Raw genomic sequence first — 18886 nt, 5'->3', positions numbered from 1 at the left:
AAAGGCCCCATGAAGTAACAAACGGTGTGCCCGCCCCGCAACACGCCGAGCGGACACACTTTTTGCTACTTAACCCAACATAAACGCAGTCGACTAAGCAAAAGCAAGCACCCACCAACGGAATCGTTGGTGGGTGCTTGCTTTATTGAAATAGAAACGCTTTGCGGAAAATACGACAGCGGTTAGCTTGCGCTAGCTGTCGCGACCAGCGCCTGAGGCCCATTCCTCCCAGTCAGAGTAATAGTCGTCTCGATCGGACTCGTTCGACTTGCCGACGAGTTCCCGCTGCAGACGTTCCAAATCCATTTCTGGTGAATCGTACTTGAGCTGACGGGCAACCTTCGCCTGCTTTGCTTTCGCACGGCCGCGACCCATGGCCTGACCCCCTTGTGTAATCCGTGGGACGGCACGGGGATACGGCCGACCCACTTATGTCTTATTGCGTTAATTCCTGTAAGACACCATAGCCGATTTTTAGACGAAGGGGTTACGCGGGGAGGCCCATAGTGGGTTGTGTCCTCGCGCTCAGGCAACTCAATATGTGTAGTGACCTGGGGAAATATCCTTTCTGAAAAAGAATGGAAAAAGTTATTTTTTCACCACTCTGTCTGGTGGCTTTACCTATTTCCTGTTACCTATTTCCCTCGCAGGCGGTTGATGGCCACACGGCCCGGCGGCAGCTGCTCAACGCGGTCGATGGAGGAGGGGTCGACGGCCACGGCGCAGTCACCCACCACAAGGCCCTCGCGCTCCTGAGCTGAGCGTTTAAGCAGCGCCAATGCAATCGGGCCGTAATCGGCATGTTGCACGACGGTGCCCACGCGGCCCACGGCGCGCTTGCCCATCATCACTGGATCGCCGGTTTCCGGCAGCGTGGCCGAGCCGTCGAGCTGCAGCATCACCAAAACTCGTGGGGAGCGACCAACATTGTGGACACGTGATACCGTCTCTTGGCCGCGATAGCAGCCCTTGTCCAAGTGCACGGCAGCCGTGTCGAATTCAGAGGCGATCCAGCGCGGAGCCTCATGCGGAATCATCTTCTCGTCTACGTCGATTCCCAGCTCTGGGCGCAAGGAGACTACGCGTTCGGCCTCCCAGCCCATCAGACCAACGGGGGAAGCGCCAGCAGCTACCAACGCGTCCCAAGCGCCGACTACATCCTGTCGGCGCACGAGCACATCCACACGCCCGCCGCGTGGCCACGGCAGGTGCCGGACGTAGGAATGTCCCACAGTCGTAGCTTTGCCCACCTGCGGGAATGCGAGGCCAGCGGCTACCAGTACCTCAGGGGCATTCGGCCCCATGACGGAAATAATCGCCCGTTCTACTTCAGCAATTTCCACCTTGGACCAGAACACCATCATGTTCAGGTACTTCAACAGGGAGTCGAAGCCAGCAGGGGGCACATCGATAAGCACGGAATCGTCCAAAACAGTCAACGTCATGTGATGGAGAACGTGACCGTTTGCATCCAGGTTCAGTGCTTCAGTGACAGTGCCGGGAGCGGCTTCGTCGACCTTCTGCGAAAAAAGTGTGTTGAGGTAGGTCAGGCGATCCTCGCCAGTGACCTCAATAACGCGGTAGTACGAGCGATCTACTACGCCGCAGTCCTCCTGCAGATGACGTTGCTCTACCAGCGGACGGCCGTAGTGCCATGCCACGCTAGCTTGCCCTGCGGTTTGCTCAACGGTTTTCGCTGAGTTTCCGTCTGGGGCGTTCTCTGAGGCCTTCTCCAAACCTTCCATCTGTCCGCCCAGTTCGAGGGCAGCGGCGCCAGCCACGTGAGACATCAAAGGACTTACATACTCAACACTCACTCCCTCATGTTAACCAGAAATCCTCAAATTAAGCATGGATTAAGCTTGTGTGTATGACGGATTCGCTTTCTTCTCTAGTGCTTATCGACGTCTTCGCAGACGGCGGCCCGATTGCTGTCGAGGCAGGACAGCCGTTCCTCTACGCGGATGATCTCGGAGCTATTCGCGGCGACGGAGTTTTTGAAACACTCCTGGTCAGGGGTGGTCATACCTGTAATACCGACCGGCATGAGAAGCGATTCGCATCGTCAGCGCTAATGCTGGATTTGCCAACCCCAGATCTGCAGCAGTGGCGGGCGGCTACCGAGGTCGCACTACAGGAGTTGCGCGATAGGTCAATTGAGGGGGATGCGACGTTGCGGTGGGTGTACTCGCGTGGTCGCGAGTCCACCGGAGAGCCGACTGGCTACGTTTTGGCTAGCTCCGCGGAAAAGGTGGCGGAAAACCGTCTGAAGCCGGTATCGGTCATGCTTGCAGAGCGCGGTTTCTCGCTCGACCTTGGCTCCCGTGCACCGTGGGCGCTCATCGGCGCGAAAACGTTGTCATACGCAGCTAATATGGCCGCTTTGCGCTATGCCAAGTCCAAGGGGTTTGACGATGTCATCTTCACCTCCGCAGAGGGCAAGCTCTTGGAAGGCCCAACATCGACCATCATCGTTCAGCGCGGCAATGAGCTGCTGACTCCCAACCCCGGTGAAGGAGTGCTGCCGGGCACAACTCAGGCAGCGCTGTTTGAAACAGCCGCCAACTGCGGCTGGAAAGTCACCCCGACGGTCCTGGTGCCCGGGGACCTATTCACCGCCGATGCGGTATGGCTGGTGTCTTCGGTGCGTATCGCGGTCGTGGTTAAGTCCATCGATGGTGAGCCCATCCGGCAGCCGGATGCAATCGCGGAAAAGGAATTCCGCGACCTGTGTGACAAGGCGCTGGCGACGCAGTAGGGCCCCACAACGCCCGTCGTAAAGCGGGGAGAACCTAGCCCGCGTAGCGCTTGAGCTGCGCGGACATGCGGGGAGCGAACTCCTCATCCCGCAGGCGCTCGTCTACCCACCCGAGATCATTGTTCGGCATCAGACCGTAGAGGCGCTTGCCCGGGCCAAGGGATGCAGGACCGGTAGCAGTGACCATTGTGGAGGCTGCCTGCAGTTCCCATGCACGCTCGGAAACCGGCTTGCCGTAGTAGATCTCAGTGACGCCGGTGGAGTGGACGCAGATGAACTCAATCTCGTCCTCGTTGTTAATGCGCCAAAATCCTGTTTCGCGCTGGTCAGGGCCGGTCGGCTTGCCTTCTTCGTCCAGCTTCCAGATGCGCGACTCATACTTCAGGTAGTTCTCGCCATCGTGGCTGAAAATGAGCTGCTGGCCGAAGTTGTACTCGCCGTCGACGACAGTGTTCGCCTGCCCCTCACCGCGCCACACGCCGACCAGCGGCAGTAGTGCCAGCAGGCCGTCGTGAATATTCGGGCCGAAGCGCAGATTCGCGGTCTCGTCGGGGATCGGGAGCCCCTCAAGCTCAGTGATGTTGCGCGTAGCGGTGCTCTTGGCCTGTTCGGCCGCGCGGTTGATGGCCTCGTTGCCGTCGAGGCGAGGGGCTTCCGCAGCTGCAGGCTCCTGTGCAGCGGCGTCTGTCTGGTTGCTGCCATTCTTCTCGGTCATGCTTCACACTCTACCGCTGAAGCTCTTGTGGCCATGTATGGGCTGTTGTCGCATGGTGCTAACGCTGCACCGACGCTTAACGGCGATGCTTGACGACGGCCTTAGCGACGCACCCGACAGTTCTTCTCCGGCAGCTTCTCCGTGGATTGAGCTGACGCCTCGGCATCCTGCTGGGATGTCGGCGGCATGAAGTTTGTTGGCGACACGGTGCACAGAATCTGTTCGCCTTCGATGGTGATAGAACCGCCCGACACGTACACGCGAGTCGCCGGCATGCCCATCGGTATATCTGAATCCCGCAGTGTCAGAGCGAAGGTGTCCATAATGTGCTGCGTATCAGCCTCAGACAGCTCAGGTTTGACGTGGTTCTTAGAATCCGTTGGGGACGAGGGCGCAGAAATAATCTCCATCGGCGTAATGACCACGTCGCGGCTGACAATGCGCAACTTCGCCGTAACCTGGGTTTTTCCCTGCCATCCGGCTGGCGTGGCCTCGAAGATAGCCTCGGTCTCCCAGCCGCCGGTGGGGGAGGAGTCCTTCAGGCTCTGGATGCTCAAATCGGTCAGTCCCAGCTTGTTTCCCAGAGAGACTCCGTCGAGCGAGAGCTTAGTGAAGTACTGCTTCGTCGGCGATTCTGGGAAATTACCGCTGAGCACTGCCGATGCCGGGATCTTAACGTTGGAAGCTCCGTACTCCAGAGATACCAAGCCGAAGTCGGGCACCTCGACATCGCGGATGCGCGAGGTTACGGAGCTCCACTTACCCGTAACAAAGGAAGACAAGTAGGCCTTGCCACCAATGGCGACGTATGGGGTCATCTCCAGCTGAGCAGTCTCCTGAATATGCTCGGAGAGCTTGTACTCCGCATGGCTGGCGAAGCCCATGTCGGTGGCGACTACCAGCGCGGCAACGGCGAGGATAGAGCCACCGATCTTCTTCTGTCGTCGGGAAATGGACACACTCTATTAGTACCCCATCGCTTTTGGCTCAGACGACATCGGGGAAGTGTTGAATTCGCTGCTGTGTATAGGGTGGGGCGTATGAACGTAACCGAACTGCTTGACGTAGACACCACCGTCGCCAGTACGCTGCTGCAGCACGCCCACTCCACCGACGGCGTGGAGGCGTTCGGCGAGGCTTTCGTCCGAGGGCTTGACGACGACTCTTTCGGGCATCGACACTTTGCGATTATTGAGAACGACCGTTACTTGGGCCTGGCAGCCGTTGCGCCGGATGCAGTGGAGATGGTTGTTGATCCGGAGTTTCGTAAGCAAGGAGTCGGGGCGAAGCTGCTTGCGCACATCGATGCTGAGGTTGGCGAGCGCCTGCCTATCTGGGCTCACGGTGATGTTGCCGGTGCCAGCCGTTTGGCAGAGTTGACGGGACGCAAGGTCGTCCGCGAGCTGTTGCAGATGTCCATTTCGGGCTCAGCGTTGGAGAAGGCGGCGGGGGACGTCGATAAGCGTGATGATGTTGAAGCGCTAACCCTGACTGCGGCACGTGCGAAGTGGGGTGAGGCGGCCGTGGATCGGGCGTGGTTGGCTGTGAATAACGAGGCGTTTGACTGGCATCCGGAGCAGGGTGGTTGGTCGCAGCCACAACTCGATCGAGCTCGAAACGTGCAGTGGTTCGACCCGGAGGGCGTTTTCTTTGCTGCGGATGTGGCCGGGGCGCGCGACAGTGCGGAGGAGATTTGCGGTTTCCACTGGACGAAGTGGCACGCCGAGGAGTCTGTGCCAACTGGTGAGGTGTATGTGATCGGGCTGAGCTCGAAGGCACGCGGACGTGGCCTGGGGCGATGGCTGACCAATGTTGGGCTTTCCTATCTCCGGAACCGGGGAGCGGAAAAGGTAATTCTCTATGTGGAAGGCGACAATGCGCCGGCAGTGCGCACGTACCGTGCGGTCGGTTTCGAGGTGGCCCGCCGTGATGTGATGTACGGTGCGTAGATGCGACGGTTCGGTTTATTGGGGGAGTTATTGAAGGCGAGTTGTTGAAGGGGGAGCTTAGCTTTATCTCAGTTTTAGGTGGTTTTCCTCTGGCGCGGGGGCAATGATTCTTGTGTTTTTGAGGAGATGCTGTCCAATCCTCAGTGTTTCAGGGGCGCATTTTAGGGCCTCTTACAGGGAAAATGAGGATAAATAAAGAATTACTTGCGCCGTTCACCAATTGTTAATGTTCTGAACAGGTTCCGGTTACTATCGGTAGATAGGTTCAGCGCAGTGGACCGGAGTGTGGCGGTTCCACGTGAACTGTTTCACTCATTGTGTAAAACCCCGGAGGATTTACTGTGCTGAAGAAGAACCGTGCGGCATCTGTCATTGGTTTGGCCGCTGTTGCAAGCCTTACCCTGGCTGCTTGTTCTGAAGAGGGCGGCGAAGGCGCTTCTAACGTTGAGGGTCTGGCTGACGTCACCGGTGAGCTGCAGGGCGAGGGCGCTACCTCGCAGCAGCGCGCCATGGATTTGTTTGCCACCAAGTTTGAAGAGACCGGCTCGACCCTGTCGTACAACGCATCTGGCTCTGGTTCCGGTCAGACTCAGTTCATTGCCGGCACCGTTGCTTTCGCTGGCTCTGACTCCCCGCTGAAGGAGAAGGACGGCAAGGACCAGGTCGCAGAGGCTAAGAAGCGCTGCGACGGCAATGAAGCATGGCACCTGCCGATGGTTATCGGTCCGGTTGCCGTTGCCTACAACCTCGAGGGTGTTGACGTCGCTCTGACCCCGGCTCTGGTTGCTGAAATCTTCGACGGCAAGATCACCAAGTGGAACGACCCGAAGATCGCTGAGGTCAACGAGGGTGTCGATCTTCCGGAGAAGGACATCAAGGTTGTCTACCGCTCTGAGGAGTCCGGTACTACTGATAACTTCATGAAGTTCCTGAGCGCAGCTGCTCCGGAGCAGTGGCAGCACGAGGCTTCCAAGTCCTTCCCGACTGCTACTGGCCAGGGTGCTAACGGCTCGGCTGGTGTTGTCAACGAGGTCGCCAACATCGACGGTGCTATCACCTACGTCGAGGCTGGCTTCGCTGAGGACAAGGACCTGGGCATCGCCAAGATGGACTTCGGTCATGGTCCGGTTGAGCTGAACAACGACACCGTCGGTAAGGCTCTGGATTCCGTCACGTTCAAGACTGAGGGTCACAACATGGTTGTTGACACCGACGCTCTGTTCGCAATGGATGAGGAAGGCGCTTACCCGCTGGTTCTGACCACTTACGAAATCGTCTGCTCCGCTGGTTACGACGAGCAGACTCGTGACCTGGTTAAGAACTTCCTGAAGGTTGTTCTGGAAGAGGGCCAGGGCCCAGAGCTCGAAGAGCTGGGTTACATCCCGGTTCAAGGTGAGTTCAAGGACAAGCTGTCCGCAGCGGTTGACGCTATCAAGTAATTCTTTGCGTGCAACGCGGGTGAAAGCAGAGTGAGCTCTGTCGTTACCCCAGTTGGCGCGAGGGTCACTTCAGCCGGCCACGCAGATTTGAGCTGTAGGCCGAAAACCTGACGTAGACCGGTTGGCTTTATATATCGACACCTCAGTTGATTGGGTACCGCTCGTAGAGGGGTACTGAGGCCAATCGGTCTTCATGTGCGTTGAAGCACAAATCACTTCTACTTAGGAAATGAGATCATGAGTTCCTCGACTCCCATTGAAGGGAAGCAGGAGGCTGTAGACAGCAGTCTGTTGCAGTCCTCAGCACCGCAGGTGGATTCCTCCGGCGACGAGAGCTCGGAAGAGCAAGCCATTCAGACCGGCGTTGTTCGTCCTGGTGACCGAATCTTCAAGATTCTGGCGGTAGGATCTTCCGCATTGGTGACTGCTGCCATCATCGCAATTGCAGTGTTCCTGCTCCTGCGCGCAGTTCCGGCAATGTCCCGTAACGAAGCGAACTTCTTCACCTACACCGAACGATGGAACCTGGCGGATACCTCCGCCATGTACTTCGGTATTCCGAACATGTTTCTGGTGACCGTCGCGGTTTCCATCCTGGCGCTGATTCTGGCTATGCCGGTTGCGCTGGGTATTGCCATCTTCCTGACTGCCTATGCTCCAAAGAAGATGGTCAAGCCGCTGGGTTACCTCGTGGATTTGCTGGCCGCAGTGCCGTCGATTGTTTACGGTCTGTGGGGCTTTATGGCTCTCGGTCCGGCCTTGGCTGGTCTGTACGGGTGGTTGGCTAAGACACTGGGCTTTATCCCGATGTTTGCCCTGTACCCAAACTCGCCGGCATTCGAGACCGGTCGAAACCTCTTCACCGGTGGCATTGTGCTGGCAATTATGATTCTGCCGGTTATCGCGGCTACCACCCGTGAGGTCTTTGTTCAGACCCCGCGTGGTCACATTGAGGCATCGCTGGCTCTCGGTGCGACCCGTTGGGAGATGGTCAAGCTGGCTATTCTGCCATTCGGTCGTTCTGGCTTTATCTCCGGCTCGATGCTGGGTCTGGGACGTGCTCTCGGTGAGACGATGGCTCTCTACCTCGTGATCTCCCCGTCCTCGGCATTCCGTGGCTCGCTTTTCGATGGTGGTACCACCTTCGCAACCGCAATTGCTAATGCGGCACCAGAGTTCAATGACAACCTCAAGGCCGGCGCATACATGTCCGCAGGTTTGGTGCTGTTCTTGCTGACCTTCGTGGTCAACTCCGCAGCCCGAATGATTGCGAAGAAGTAGCAAGGTCGTAGGAAAAGAAACGAGAAGTAACAATGACTAGTTCAACTACTGATTCTTCGCCTCACGGCCCTGCAGACATGGTCCCCACCACGGAGTCGGCTTTCACCCAAATTAAGGGTTCCCGCAAGGTGGCAGACAACGTCTCCACGGTCCTCATTTACTGCTGCATGGCTCTTGCCCTGATCCCGCTGGTGTGGGTTCTCTTCGAGCTTGTCGTCCGAGGCACCCCGTCACTGCTGAGTGGTGAGTGGTGGACTGCTTCCCAGCGTGGTGTCACTGTTGGTGCGTCTGCCGGTGGTGTTGCTCACGCAATCGTCGGTACCTTGGTTCAGGCTCTGGTCACGACTCTCATGACCGTGCCGTTCGGTATCTTCGTCGCCATCTACTTGGTCGAGTATGCAGGTAACTCCCGTCTGGGCAAGGTCACCACCTTCATGGTCGACATCCTCTCCGGTGTGCCGTCGATCGTCGCGTCGCTGTTCATCTACTCGATGTGGGTGGTCATGTTCGGCATGAGCCGTTCCGGTTTCGCTGTCTCGCTGGCGCTGGTTCTGCTGATGCTGCCGATCGTTGTGCGCAACACCGAGGAAATGCTGCGCATCGTTCCGCACGAGTTGCGTGAAGCCTCTTACGCTCTGGGTGTTCCGAAGTGGAAGACCATTTTGAAGATTGTGCTCCCGACCGCACTGTCGGGCATCGTCACCGGCGTCATGCTGGCCGTCGCCCGCGTCATGGGTGAGTCCGCACCGATGCTGATCCTGGTTGCAACCTCGCGAATCATCACCTATAACCCGTTCGGCCAGTCGCAGTCCTCGCTGCCGCTGTTCATGCTGGACATGTACAAGGCCGGTAATACCGGTGCGGCATTCGACAAGATGTGGGGCGCAGCGCTCACGCTGGTTCTCATCATTGCCCTCATCAATATCCTGGCGCGCTTCGTATCCGCCAAGTTCTCCGTCAAGAGCAGTTAATGCTGGGCGCCTAACGTCCGCTATTTCAAGGAAGGTTTTTGAAAGACCATGGCTAAGCGCCTAGACCTTAACGATGTCAACATCTACTACGGCGATTTCCACGCTGTGCAGAACGTCGACCTGCACGTCCCGCCGCGTTCCGTTACCGCATTCATTGGCCCGTCCGGCTGTGGTAAGTCCACCGTGCTCCGTTCGCTGAACCGTATGCACGAGGTCATCCCGGGTGCCTACGTCACTGGCGAGGTGCTTCTCGACGGCGAAAACATCTATGGCCCGAAGATCGATCCGGTCTCCGTTCGTAACACCATCGGTATGGTGTTCCAGCGTCCGAACCCGTTCCCGACCATGTCCATCGAGGACAACGTCGTGGCTGGCCTGAAGTTGGCCGGTGTTAAAAACAAGGCTCATCTCCAGGAGGTTGCCGAGAAGTCCCTGCGCGGCGCCAACCTCTGGGATGAGGTCAAGGACCGCCTGGACAAGCCGGGTGGCGGCCTCTCCGGTGGTCAGCAGCAGCGTCTATGCATCGCACGTGCAATTGCAGTTGAGCCGGAAGTTCTGCTGATGGATGAGCCGTGTTCCGCACTGGACCCGATTTCCACCCTGGCAATCGAGGACCTGATTCATGAGCTGAAGGAAGAATTCACCATCGTCATCGTGACCCACAACATGCAGCAGGCAGCTCGTGTGTCCGATCAGACCGCATTCTTCTCCCTCGAGGCAACCGGTAAGCCGGGTCGCCTGGTTGAGGTTGGCCCGACCAAGAAGATCTTCGAGAATCCAGACAAGAAGGAAACCGAGGACTACATCTCCGGTCGCTTCGGCTAAACGCTTTGCGTATGCCGTAATAAGCCAATAAGAGCCCCGTACTTCACGCGTGTTCACGCGAGGTACGGGGTTCTTATTGTTGTTGCAGTTTATGAGATTGCTATGTCGCGCACATGTTTTGCCACCTGATTGTCTAACCGCGGAGGTGATTTGTGCCGGGGAAAACAGTTTTTGTGGCGGGATCAAGCAGTTACTGACTAGGTTTATGTCAGATGAATAGCGGTTACTCACAGTAAAGTGTCATAAACCTAGTCAGTTTCTCGGTTTGAGGCGGTGTTGTGGCTGGGGAGGTGTTTAGCCTGGTGTGGCTTAAAAACGGCTCCACTCCGGCCTAAAAACCCGCGCCCCAGGCCAGCAGCCACCCCCAACATCCCTTCAGCGCAGCCCAAACACCCCCCCCCAACAGCCCAGCCTCCCAACAGCCTGCAGCTTCACGGACCTACATACGCAGGTGACGCTCCAAGGCCTGCAGGCGTTGGTTAAAGCTGCGCTGGTCGCGCTCATCCTCGAGCTTGTCCAGGTAGACATCGCGCTTGTAACCGGTGGCCAGGTAAATAATCCGGGCGGCAACCTCGACAGCGTGATCCGCGTAACGCTCGTAGAAGCGGCTCAGCAGAGTGACATCCACTGTCTGCGCAGGGGAGTGCGGCCAATTATCGTCGTTGGTCAGCGTAAACAGGTGCTGGTGAATGTCATCGATGCTGTCATCGGTCTTATCCAAGGCCAATGCCTGGTCAACGTCGTAGTCGATGAGCACCTGACGGGTTTCGTGCGTCATCTGTTCAGATACGGAGGCCATCTCGCGGAAGAACCCCTCCACGGGCTCTGGTAGTGCCTTGTTCGGGTGGCGACGCCGGGCAACGTTGGCAATATGCACACTCAATGCGCCCATGCGGGAGATGTCCTCGACAATGTAGAGGCCACTGACAATCTGTCGGAGATCACCAGCCACAGGAGCTTCGCGGGCCAACAGCTCGAAGGCTCGCTGCTCCGCATCCTGGCGCAGGTCCTCGAGAGAATCAATCTGGGAAAGAACTGTTTCAGCCGAGACCAAATCAGCCTCGAAGAGGGCCTTGTTCGCAAGCTTGTGCATGGAGCCAACTCGGTCACACATCACAATCAGGCTGTGAGCCAAGTTGTCCATTTGTTCTCGGTAGACAGTGCGCATGCGTTCCATAGTAGGCAATCCTCAACAACGTCGCGCGTTAGTGGGGAGCCCCCAATTACCCCTCGTAAAGTTATGTAAACACTCGCTCAGAACCGAAGCTTAGCCACCGGAGTGCATAATCTCCGCGCCCTCGGGCACGGTGTCGTCCTCCGGGTCGTCCAGCCAGCCCTCCGGCAAGACCACCTTTGCAGGGGACCCCTGTCGGCCGCGGGCGCCGTCGGCGTCCTCCGGGCGGGCGTGGGCGCTGGGGCCGTCGTAAAGCGGTGCGAGAATCTCGTCGAGCGTTGCCAGCGAATCGACGCGCGCAAGAGACTTCCGCACCTCACTGCCGGCAGGGTATCCCCGCAGGTACCAGGCAATGTGCTTGCGCAGGTCGCGGCAGCCCTTACGCTCGCCCTCGTGCTCCACGAGCAGTTCCGCGTGACGACGGATAATCCCCGCGACCTCACCAAATGTTGGTGCCGGCGGCACTTCTTCGCCACGCAGCTCGGCGGACAACTGCGCGAACAGCCACGGGCGGCCAAGGCAGCCGCGACCGACGACGACACCGTCGCAGCCGGTCTCGTCGAGCATTTTGCGGGCATCGGTGGAGGCGAAGATATCGCCGTTGCCAAGCACTGGGATATCGCTGAAGCCGGAGTCGACCATGTGCTCCTTCAGCCGCGCGATCTGCGACCAGTCAGCGTGGCCGGAGTAGCGCTGCGCTGCAGTGCGGGCGTGCAGAGCCACAGCCTGGGCGCCCATCTCGGCGGCGATGCGGCCGGCGTCGAGGTGCGTGTGGTGCTCGTCATCGATGCCGACGCGGAACTTCACGGTCACCGGGATGTCCGTGCCCTCCGTGGCCTTGACCGCTGCGGCGACGATGTTGCCGAAGAGGCGACGCTTATATGGCAGCGCCGAGCCGCCGCCCTTGCGGGTGACCTTTGGTACCGGGCAACCGAAGTTCATGTCGATGTGGTCGGCGAGGTTTTCGTCGACGATCATCTTCGCGGCCTCGTAGGTCCACTTCGGGTCAGTGGTGTAGAGCTGCAGGCTGCGGGGGTTCTCGTCGGGCGCGAAGGTGGTCATGTGCATGGTCTTTTCATTGCGTTCGACCAATGCGCGGGCGGTGACCATCTCGCAGACGTAGAGACCGGAGACCGTGCCTGTACGCTGCAGCTCCTGCTCGCGGCACAGCGTGCGGAATGCCACGTTGGTGATACCGGCCATCGGCGCGAGTACCACGGGGGAGGCGAGCTCAAAGGGGCCGATGTGCATGTGCGCGGACGTGGCATCGGCGGGTGTGGCGGCACTGAGTGGACTCGTGGAGGTATCTAACACGTACAGTATTGTGTCACGCTGAACTGCCGTTTTCGAATCTGTTTTATCTGGCAGATCGGATCGCCCCGGTTAGCGCTGCGTCCGCGGATGCCTGACGACGATCACCGTTCGGCGCCCCCTCCCACCGGGCAGGTCGGTGGTATTGCGGAGAATTTCCAGGATGTGACTCGACTCCTCGTCGAGGTGTTCAGTGGGCTCGTCGAGAAGCAAAATTGGCGCTGTGCTGACAAGCGCACGGGTGAGAATGAGCCTGCGTCGCTGACCACCCGAGAGACTGTCCGCGCCGCTGTCCAGAATCGTGTCCAGGCCGTCGGGTGCGGCATTGACCCAATTGCGCAGGCCCACGGCGTCCAGTACGGAGTAAATGTCCTCGTCGCTGACCTGCGGGTTACCAATAGAGATGTTGTCCCGCACCGTCGTGGCGAAGATATGCTCATCCTCGGCGACGAAGCGCACCAGGTCGCACTGCTCCGTGTTTACGTGGGGCTCTCCGGCACTTGCCGCACTGCGCCACAGCTCACGTCCGTCTCCGTCAATGATAGTCACCGTGCCCGCAACCGGCGGGATTTGTCCGGCGATTGTTTTCAGCAGCGTGGTCTTTCCGCTTCCCGACGGCGCCGTGATCTCCCGGTAGTCGCCAAAGGTGACCTCGAAGTTTTGCATCGGCAGTTGAGCTGGCTGGGCAGCGGGCTCTTCCGCAGTATTCGAACTGTTGTCGTCGGGGTAGCCCACGATCAAGTCTTGAACCTGCAGAGTTGGCCGAACTGCTAGGTGGTTCTGAGGGAGCGTGGACGTGTGAATTGGCGCTGTGGGGGCTGGGGCTGAGCGCATGGCATCCGCTTCCCCTGATTCACTCGCACTTGACGCGAGCGTCAGCAAGGCTTCCCTCGATTGCGCCAGTGTTTGCGCAGCAGCTGGCAGCGGACCAACCGACTCAAAAGCCGCCAGCGGCACCAGAACCAGAACTGTCAGCCACTCGGGGGAGTGCAGTAAACCGCCGCCAGCGCCCCCGGCCGAATCCGTCACCAACCATGACGCTACGACCACGGTCAGGACAGCGGTCAACACGCTGGCCGCGGTGCTCAGCGCGGAGGCGCGGGCATTTGCTCGACCTGTGGCGTCATCGATGGCCGCAACCGTTTTGCTGGAGGATGACGCGGCAGAGACTGCCTCATCCAACTGGCCGTGGATACGCAGGCCGGCGGCGTCGGAAAGCAGCGCTTCGACGGCAGCAGCATGCGACTGCATCGCGGCCGCGCGACGCTGACTTGAGCGCGCAGTGGCGCGATACGTCAGGTAAGGAGCAACGCCGCCGGCCAGAAGCAGTCCCACCGCCAGGAGAACCGCAGCGGCAGGCGAGAGTAGAGCCACAAAGATGACGGCGATGAGGGAGGTCATAAGCGCCACTAATGCGGGCACTATTGAACGCACGACGGCATCGGCAAGTGCGTCAATACTCGTCCCGAGCGCTGTGACAATATCAGAACGCTCACGCAGTGCCAGCGTACGGTCGGCCACGAAATGCTCCCATAGCTTCACGCGCGAGCGCTCGGCGGTGCGCAACGCCACATCGTGGGAGACCAACCGGTCGAGGTATCGAAACGCAGCTCGCGAAATACCCAGCGCGCGCACAGACGTCACCGCCAAGGTGATGTCCATCAGCGGTGGCATCTGCCAAGAACGCGTAATCAGCCACGCCGACACCACGGTCAGACTCAGCGCGGACAGCAGCGTGATGATGCCCGCCAACACCGGCCACACCAGGTCGCGGGGTTTCACCAGGCGACGAAGCGCTTGCAGAGTAGTCATCGCGACTGCACCTCCACCACGCCGTCGGCGGCTGCAATCAACAGCGGATCATGGCTGGTGGCAATCACTGTGGCTCCGCGCCGGGCACGTGCGTGCAGGAGCCTAATCACGGACTGCGCACTGTCGGCATCCAGGTGAGCTGTCGGTTCATCGAGGAGGACGAGGTCGCGGGTGTCGTCGGCAAGCTCGCGCCGAAGCGCCTCCCGCTGACGTTGCCCGAGCGAGCGCCGCGAATTGTCTCCCACCGTCGCTGCGTCCAACACTGGGCGCTGGGGCAGCCACGCGATGCGCCGCAGCAGATCCTGGTCACGGAGAATGCGCTGGCCGTCGCGAATAGTTACGGAGCCTTCCAACCCCTCGTGCACGATGCCGGCGACCGCAAGCAGCGCTGTCGTCTTGCCCACGCCGTTCGGCCCCGCCAGCACCGTCACTGTGCCTGGCTGCGCGATGGCGCTTAATTCACTTGGCCGCACGCCGTCTCGCCCCGGCGCGGAAAGGCGTTCGAACACGACCGTGGGGGCGCTGTGGACACTGCTTGACGACGTTCCTTCGGCCACCTCTTCCACAGTTTCAGAGGTGGTGTCTGTGGAGTTTGGAGTCTGGCCAGCGTCCTTGTCTAACAGTTCCGTGACTTCGGTGGCAGCGACCACACCGTCCTGGGCGGCGTGGAATTTCTGGCCAACCTGGCGCACCGGGCCATAGATTTCTGGGGCGATGATGAGCACTGCCAGGCCGGTCGCCAGTGTCATGTGGCCTCCCAGAAGTCGGAAACCGATGCCGACGGCGATGAGGGCGATTGACAGGGTGGTGAGGAATTCCAGGACCGACGCGGATAGGAAAGCGATGCGCAGGACCTCCATGGTGGATTTCCGGTGGCGGGTCGACAGGCGCTTGATTTCCTCGCTGGGGGGTGTCGGCCATGTTGTGCGCTTTGAGCGTTGGCAGGCCGATGACCAGGTCGAGAATCTGACCACGCACCGTGCCGATGTCGGCCAGACGGCGTTCTGTGCGGCCCTCAGTGAGGCGACCTACCAGCCACATGAACAGCGGAATAAGAGGCAGCGTGACAACCGCGATGGCAACCGATGGGAGGTCCAACCATGCGACCGCGGCCAGTGCCATCGGGGTAGCCAGCGCTGCGGCCACCAGTGCGGGGAGGAAGTCCGCCACGTAGACGGCCACACCATCGAGCCCGACCGAAAGCAATGCGCGCCAGTGCGCGGTGTCGACAGTGCGAGGATCGCGCAGAGCCAGGGCTCGCAGTGCACGGCTGCGCAGGTCTGTAGCCACGCGTGCACCCGCAGATTGGCCAAAACGCACTAGCGCGTAGGAGCAAGCCACCCGAACGAGCACGGCGGCCGTGGCTACCAGCGCGAATAATGTCCAATTAGGAGTTGCCTCACCCAGAACCTGCGCCGTAATAGTGCCGATTGCCAGCCCCAACGCGATTGTGGCACCTGTGCTCGCGGCGGTCAGTGCGCCCGCGAAAATGACCCAACGCCAGGCTGGGGCCGACAGCTTGAATAGTTTCGGATCGACAGGTGCCACTTTTTAGAAACTAACCTCCAACGGACGGTCTACTGCGAGACCTTACGTTCAGCCATCAACCGCTTGCGGAATACCCAGTATGTCCACGCCTGGTAGGCAATCACCAGTGGGGTAATCACCAGCGCGGTCCAGGTCATGATTTTCAGCGTGTAAGGGTTAGAGGCGGAATTCCAGATATCGAGGGAGACTCCGTCGGCAAGCGTCGTCGGCATCAGGTACGGGTACATGGCGCCGAAGACAACGGTGGTGACGGCGACTACGGTGACCGCGGTTGCGGAAAAAGCGATGCCATCGCGGTTGCCTACGGTTGCGGAGATGGCAATGACCAACCCCGCGACGGCGATGACGACAACAGCCCACAGCCAGGTCTTTCCGTAGCCCAGCTGTGTCCAGATGAGGAACACGCCGCCAAATATCAGCGCCGACAGTGCCGGAATTCGAGCGGCGTTGCCGACCTCGTCGCGTAGCTTGCCGGCGGTCTTCAGCCGCAGGAACGTAACTGCGTGAAGAGCGAACACAGCCGCAAACGCAATCCCGCCGACCAGGGCGTACGGGTTCAGCAACCCGAGCAGGGTACTAAAGCCGGAGTCCAAGTTCTTGTCGGCATTCAGCGGGACACCACGCACCAGGTTCGCGACCGCTACGCCCCACAGAATCGGCGGCAACCAGGAGCCGAAGATGATTGCGCGGTCGCACCAGGCGCGCCAGCGCTCATCGTTGACTTTGAAGCGCCATTCCAGCCCGACAATACGGACAATCAACGCCACCAGAATCAGGAAGAGCGGCAGGTAGAAGCCGGAAAACATGGACGCATACCATTCCGGAAATGCCGCGAAGAGCGCGCCGCCAGCGGTAATTAGCCACACTTCGTTGCCGTCCCATACCGGCCCGATAGTTCCGAGCATCGCTTTACGACGCGGTTCATCGCGGCCAACGAACGGCAGCAGCATTCCGACGCCGAAGTCAAAGCCCTCGAGCAGGAAGTAGCCAGCGAAGAGGAACGCGATCAGGATAAACCACAAAACGGGAAGATCTAATCCGAACATGTCAGAGATACATCCTTATCTACTTTGTGTCCTCAGTCGCGGAGACTTCGGAGTCGGGGCTGGCAGCGGACTGGGCATGGACCTTGTTGAATCGAACCGGAGACGAGATGATCGCGCCCAGATCGGTAGCGATTGGGGACGATGGGCCAGCGTGCTCGGGGTCATTGCCGATGGCGTTGATTGCCTCAGCGGATTCGGTCGGAGGTCCGGCAATAACTGCGCGGCGAATCAACCAGAACCACACCACTGCCAAAATCAGGTAGAGCAGGGTAAAGCCCACCAGGGTGATAATCACCGTGGCCGGTGCGTGGTCGGACACACCCATATCGACGGTCATGCGAATCAGCTCGGTGCGCGGGTCGCCCGCGTGATCCGGGTTCGGGTGCACAATCCAGGGCTGACGGCCCATCTCCGTAAAGATCCAGCCAGCGCTGCTGGCCAAGAACGGGAACGGAATCGCGAGGATACTGCAAGCGGCGAAAATGCGGGCTCGCTTGCCCGTCGGCACGCGCCCCTTGCGAGTAAATAGCCAAGCGAAAAACGCGATAGCCAGAGAACCGACCATGAGCCCAATCATGGCGCGGAAAGACCAGTATGTGACGAACAGATTCGGAGAGTAATTGCCTGGGCCGAAGACCGCCTCAGCTTTTTCTTGCAGGTCCTGCACGCCCTGGAGCGTGACGCCACTGAACTTGCCCTCGGCCAGGAATGGCAGCACCCATGGCACCTCGATGAGATGCAGCACCGAGTCGCAATTGTTGTGCGTACCGACGGTCAGAATCGAGAACATTGGATCTGTCTGCGTGTGGCACAGGGACTCGGCCGATGCCATCTTCATCGGCTGCTGCTCGAACATAAGCTTGGCCTGGATATCGCCGGTGATAAACACCGCCAGCGAGCTGAGCACAGTTGTCCAGAGCCCGACCTTCATGGACTTGTGAAACGTCCGTTCGTGAACAGTATTGCTCTGGCCACCGCGGCGGCTCTGAACCAGCCACCAGCCACTGACGCCGACAACGAGCGTGCCGGCGGTAAGGAAAGAGCTGGCCACGGCATGCGGGAAAGCTGCCAAGGCAGTGGAGTTGGTCAACAGTGCGCCAAAGTCTGTAAGCTCTGCGCGGCCGGTTTCCGGGTTGTAGACCGCGCCTACAGGATGCTGCATGAACGAATTGGCGACGATGATGAAATACGCCGAGATATTCACCGCAATAGCGACAATCCAAATCGAGAGCGTGTGCATCCAGGTGGGAATACGCCCCCAGCCGAAAATCCACAGTCCCAGGAAAGTGGATTCCAGGAAGAATGCGATGAGGCCTTCAAGAGCCAGCGGGCCGCCGAAGACATCACCGATCATGCGGGAGTACTCCGACCAGTTCATACCGAACTGGAATTCCTGGACGATACCCGTGGCTACGCCCATGGCGAAGTTAATAATGAAGATGGTGCCGAAAAGCCGCGTCGCTCGGTACCAAAGGTCATTTTTCGTCGTGGCCCACAGTGTCTGCATGAGCGCGACGAGCGGAGCTAGACCAATTGTCAGTGGGACAAAAATGAAGTGGTAGACGGTGGTTATGCCAAATTGCCAACGAGATATATCGACGACATCCATGTTTCCTCGACTGAAAAAGTAGACATAAACGATGCGTGTACTTCGTCGGATTTGTCGAAGCCTGCATCAAGTGCCCGCAGTATTCCTGCTTATTAATTCAGTCGGACAGGAGGGGTAAAAAGTTCCGGGGTGTGAACTTATCGACGCGGGCAGGGCAAAACTCCGGAGGGCAATTATTAAAAACAAGCGCGTAATTGCTAGGCTATTTTGTTGCGCGGGCCTTTAGCTCAGCTGGTAGAGCTACGGACTTTTAATCCGCAGGTCGCGGGTTCGAGCCCCGCAGGGCCCACAAGCACGCAAAACCCCAGGTCATCAACAGCCTGGGGTTTTGTAGTATCTTGCCTGTATTTGCCCTCTGTGGCACCTACTTCTCGGGTTAAGTAAAGAAAAGTGTGTCTTTTCCGGGCGTGTTGCGGTTATTTGATCCAGCCTTTTTGGATGCCGAGGT

General features: G+C 59.1%; 16 protein-coding genes, 1 tRNA gene and 1 pseudogene. 7 read left to right on the top strand and 11 right to left on the bottom strand.

The genetic code is table 11. From position 1 onward, the window contains the following. Positions 1 to 192 precede the first annotated feature (192 nt). Positions 193 to 375 carry a DUF3073 domain-containing protein gene (locus tag QP978_RS10210; protein ID WP_005511943.1) on the bottom strand — a complete coding sequence of 61 codons (183 nt, stop codon included), beginning with the start codon at positions 373 to 375 and terminating at the stop codon, positions 193 to 195. A 260-nt stretch (positions 376 to 635) separates the two neighbouring features. After that, positions 636 to 1790, bottom strand: a complete 1155-nt coding sequence (gene ygfZ, locus QP978_RS10205) for a CAF17-like 4Fe-4S cluster assembly/insertion protein YgfZ (RefSeq protein WP_284857143.1) — start codon at positions 1788 to 1790, stop codon at positions 636 to 638. 80 nt (positions 1791 to 1870) lie between these two features. On the opposite strand from ygfZ, the gene QP978_RS10200 reads away from it, so the two are divergent. Next, a complete protein-coding gene (locus QP978_RS10200; RefSeq protein WP_049190238.1) occupies positions 1871 to 2758 on the top strand; it encodes an aminodeoxychorismate lyase in 888 nt (295 codons plus the stop codon). Between the two features lie 34 nt (positions 2759 to 2792). Here QP978_RS10200 and QP978_RS10195 read toward each other — a convergent pair whose 3' ends face one another. Together QP978_RS10195 and QP978_RS10190 are read right to left on the bottom strand one after the other, a co-directional pair. Further along, on the bottom strand, positions 2793 to 3473 hold the full coding sequence (locus QP978_RS10195) for a heme-binding beta-barrel domain-containing protein (protein WP_016421386.1): 681 nt from the start codon (positions 3471 to 3473) through the stop codon (positions 2793 to 2795). A 101-nt stretch (positions 3474 to 3574) separates the two neighbouring features. Then, positions 3575 to 4432, bottom strand: a complete 858-nt coding sequence (locus QP978_RS10190) for an LmeA family phospholipid-binding protein (protein WP_049173063.1) — start codon at positions 4430 to 4432, stop codon at positions 3575 to 3577. An 81-nt stretch (positions 4433 to 4513) separates the two neighbouring features. Between QP978_RS10190 and mshD the strand changes: the two genes are divergently transcribed. From mshD to pstB, 5 genes are all read left to right on the top strand, one after another. Continuing rightward, positions 4514 to 5422, top strand: coding sequence for a mycothiol synthase (mshD, locus tag QP978_RS10185; RefSeq protein ID WP_049173062.1), 909 nt, complete (start codon positions 4514 to 4516; stop codon positions 5420 to 5422). Positions 5423 to 5763: 341 nt separating this feature from the next. Beyond that, on the top strand, positions 5764 to 6861 hold the full coding sequence (pstS, locus tag QP978_RS10180) for a phosphate ABC transporter substrate-binding protein PstS (RefSeq protein WP_016421383.1): 1098 nt from the start codon (positions 5764 to 5766) through the stop codon (positions 6859 to 6861). A gap of 237 nt (positions 6862 to 7098) precedes the next feature. Then, a complete protein-coding gene (gene pstC / locus QP978_RS10175) occupies positions 7099 to 8142 on the top strand; it encodes a phosphate ABC transporter permease subunit PstC (RefSeq protein WP_049173061.1) in 1044 nt (347 codons plus the stop codon). 77 nt (positions 8143 to 8219) lie between these two features. Then, on the top strand, positions 8220 to 9113 hold the full coding sequence (gene pstA / locus QP978_RS10170; protein ID WP_049173081.1) for a phosphate ABC transporter permease PstA: 894 nt from the start codon (positions 8220 to 8222) through the stop codon (positions 9111 to 9113). 48 nt (positions 9114 to 9161) lie between these two features. Further along, on the top strand, positions 9162 to 9938 hold the full coding sequence (gene pstB / locus QP978_RS10165; protein WP_016421380.1) for a phosphate ABC transporter ATP-binding protein PstB: 777 nt from the start codon (positions 9162 to 9164) through the stop codon (positions 9936 to 9938). A 439-nt stretch (positions 9939 to 10377) separates the two neighbouring features. Here the strand turns inward: pstB and phoU are convergent, their stop codons facing one another. The 7 genes and pseudogenes from phoU to QP978_RS10135 form a co-directional block, all read right to left on the bottom strand. Next, positions 10378 to 11115, bottom strand: coding sequence for a phosphate signaling complex protein PhoU (gene phoU, locus QP978_RS10160; RefSeq protein WP_080969597.1), 738 nt, complete (start codon positions 11113 to 11115; stop codon positions 10378 to 10380). A 90-nt stretch (positions 11116 to 11205) separates the two neighbouring features. After that, positions 11206 to 12363, bottom strand: coding sequence for a tRNA dihydrouridine synthase DusB (gene dusB, locus QP978_RS10155; protein WP_049193809.1), 1158 nt, complete (start codon positions 12361 to 12363; stop codon positions 11206 to 11208). A gap of 132 nt (positions 12364 to 12495) precedes the next feature. Further along, on the bottom strand, positions 12496 to 14235 hold the full coding sequence (gene cydC, locus QP978_RS10150) for a thiol reductant ABC exporter subunit CydC (RefSeq protein ID WP_284857142.1): 1740 nt from the start codon (positions 14233 to 14235) through the stop codon (positions 12496 to 12498). Continuing rightward, positions 14232 to 15095 (bottom strand): ATP-binding cassette domain-containing protein, encoded by an 864-nt coding sequence (locus tag QP978_RS10850; RefSeq protein WP_350309309.1) that lies wholly within the window; start codon positions 15093 to 15095, stop codon positions 14232 to 14234. The genes cydC and QP978_RS10850 overlap by 4 nt, the downstream gene beginning before the upstream one ends. Before the next feature lie 118 nt (positions 15096 to 15213). Then, a pseudogene (locus tag QP978_RS10845) lies at positions 15214 to 15783 on the bottom strand (ABC transporter transmembrane domain-containing protein); the annotation flags it as partial. Between the two features lie 29 nt (positions 15784 to 15812). Further along, positions 15813 to 16829 (bottom strand): cytochrome d ubiquinol oxidase subunit II, encoded by a 1017-nt coding sequence (gene cydB, locus QP978_RS10140; protein ID WP_049190244.1) that lies wholly within the window; start codon positions 16827 to 16829, stop codon positions 15813 to 15815. Positions 16830 to 16848: 19 nt separating this feature from the next. Next, a complete protein-coding gene (locus QP978_RS10135) occupies positions 16849 to 18438 on the bottom strand; it encodes a cytochrome ubiquinol oxidase subunit I (protein ID WP_088611730.1) in 1590 nt (529 codons plus the stop codon). 216 nt (positions 18439 to 18654) lie between these two features. Between QP978_RS10135 and QP978_RS10130 the strand changes: the two genes are divergently transcribed. Further along, positions 18655 to 18727, top strand: a tRNA-Lys gene (locus QP978_RS10130). Positions 18728 to 18886 lie beyond the last annotated feature (159 nt).

The sequence above is a fragment of the Corynebacterium sp. MSK035 genome (assembly GCF_030232615.1).
Lineage (GTDB): Bacteria > Actinomycetota > Actinomycetes > Mycobacteriales > Mycobacteriaceae > Corynebacterium > Corynebacterium jeikeium_D.
This window is presented reverse-complemented; position numbering and strand designations above follow the sequence as displayed.